At 56.9% G+C, this 2,210-nt stretch carries 3 protein-coding genes; all 3 read right to left on the bottom strand.

All coding sequences use genetic code 11. The annotated features are described in order from the left end of the window. Window positions 1–659 (bottom strand): TGS domain-containing protein (locus AC1D0Z_RS20030; RefSeq protein WP_477659922.1); only part of this gene is annotated, 659 nt, incomplete at its 3' end. A 309-nt stretch (window positions 660–968) separates the two neighbouring features. After that, window positions 969–1,148 carry a hypothetical protein gene (locus tag AC1D0Z_RS20025; protein WP_431095808.1) on the bottom strand — a complete coding sequence of 60 codons (180 nt, stop codon included), beginning with the start codon at window positions 1,146–1,148 and terminating at the stop codon, window positions 969–971. A gap of 171 nt (window positions 1,149–1,319) precedes the next feature. After that, window positions 1,320–2,210, bottom strand: an 891-nt coding sequence (gene aceA / locus AC1D0Z_RS20020) for an isocitrate lyase (protein ID WP_477659921.1), incomplete at its 5' end; no start/stop codon positions are given.

Here is a 2,210-nt window from a genome sequence, read left to right as displayed (position 1 = left end):
GTGCCATAAACGCGCTGGAGCATTTCATTGCGGTGGTCGCCGCGCCAGTAAGCGCCGGCCACTTTCATGAGCTTGAAGAACTTCAGCTTGCCCGTGCTGGGCACATGAGGGCCGCGGCACAGGTCTTCAAAGGCGCCTTCGCGGTAGAGCGACACATCCTCGTTGGCACGAATGCTGGCAATGATCTCGGCTTTGTAGTGCTCGCCGATACTTTTGAAATGAGCCACGGCCTCGTCGCGCGGCAAGACACGGCGGGTCACAGGCTCATCCTTGGCGGCAAGCTCTGACATCCGCTTTTCGATCGCCACCAGGTCTTCCGGCGTGAACGGGCGCTTGTAGGAAAAATCGTAGAAAAACCCGTTTTCAATCACCGGGCCAATGGTGACCTGCGCATCCGGGAACAGCTCCTTGACGGCGTAGGCCAGCAAGTGGGCCGTGGAGTGGCGGATCATGTCCAGGCCGTCGGCATCCTTGGCTGTGATGATGGAAACCGCGCTGTCTTTATCGATCAGGTAGCTGGTGTCAACGACCTTGCCGTCGACCTTGCCGCCCAGGGCGGCTTTGGCTAGGCCGGTGCCTATCGAGGCGGCGACTTCGGCGACCGTGACGGCTTGCGGGTATTCGCGCTTGGAAGAATCGGGGAGCGTGATTTGGATCATGGGGACTTTATGGCAATCGGGAATCGGGAATCGGGAATCGGGAATCGGGAGAGCACAACAAAAAAGCGCGGAACATGCCGCGCTTTGATGGGGAAATTCGGATTTAAGCTATGAAATATGTAGCTAACAATCACCAAGGGGTGCGGACTAGCGCCCTGGATGACTCCAGAAAACGGACGAGGGCGTAGTTCGCGGTGTCATAACCCGAACGATCCTTCCTGTTTCCAGCTTGATTGATTGCATACGGCTATTTTACGGCAGCTTGCGCGCAGCTCAAAGGCTGCGCGTTTTCTTCACGCCACAAAGCCTTTATTGCGGCGAAGCCGGGGGCAAAAATCCCAACCCGAGGCAACGTGGACATTCCGTGATCACTGTTTGTTTTTCAACTTCAAAGTGCTCATTGATGTTTTCGCTTTCAATGCGCAGTTCGCCAGTGCCATTGCAATCGGGACAGGGGACACGTTTGAAACCCACGGTTAATTCCGACACGGCAACCTCCTCCAGTTAATGATGCACTTAGTGTGTTCTGTGTAACAAACTGCACTCTACGCTAAAAATGTCCATAAAAAAGCCCGGTCAGGCCCTAAGTCCTGTCCAGGCTAAAAGCTGCGCCTCAAAAAGAGGCGAGCGTCTGGGTAATCGCCAAATGGGTGGACCGGATCAGTGGAACTGCTCTTCTTCGGTAGAGCCGGTCAGTGCGGTCACGCTGGATTTGCCGCCCTGAATCGCGGTGGTCACTTCGTCGAAGTAACCGGTGCCAACTTCCTGCTGGTGCGACACAAAGGTGTAGCCGCGGTCGCGTGCTGYGAATTCGGGCTCCTGCACCTTCTCGATGTATGCCGTCATGCCACGCTTGACGTAGTCCTGCGACAGGTCGTACATGTTGTACCACATGGAGTGAATGCCGGCGAGCGTGATGAACTGGTACTTGTAACCCATCGCGCCGAGCTCGCGCTGGAACTTGGCGATGGTGGCATCGTCGAGGTTTTTCTTCCAGTTGAACGATGGCGAGCAGTTGTAAGCCAGCATCTTGCCGGGGTGAACCTTGTGCACGGCATCGGCGAATTTCTTCGCGAAGTCAAGGTCAGGCGTACCGGTTTCGCACCACACCAGGTCGGCATAGTGGGCATAGGCGTTAGCGCGGGCTACTGCTTGCTCCAGGCCTTTGCGCGTCTTGTAAAAACCTTCAGCCGTGCGTTCGCCGGTCAGGAAAGGCTTGTCGATCTCATCGTAGTCGGAGGTCAGCAAGTCGGCGGCTTCCGCGTCGGTGCGGGCAATCACCAGCGTAGGCACACCGCAGACGTCGGCAGCCATGCGGGCGGCGATCAGTTTCTGGCAAGACTCGCGGGTGGGCAGCAATACCTTGCCGCCCATATGGCCGCACTTCTTGACGGAAGCCAACTGGTCTTCCCAGTGCACGCCGCCAGCGCCAGACTTGATCATGGCTTTCATGAGTTCGAATGCATTCAAGACACCGCCGAAACCGGCCTCGGCATCCGCCACGATAGGCGCGAAGTAATCGATGTACTCCTTGTCGCCAGCATCAATGCC

Source organism: Polaromonas sp. P1_E3 (assembly GCF_056405935.1).
This window is presented reverse-complemented; position numbering and strand designations above follow the sequence as displayed.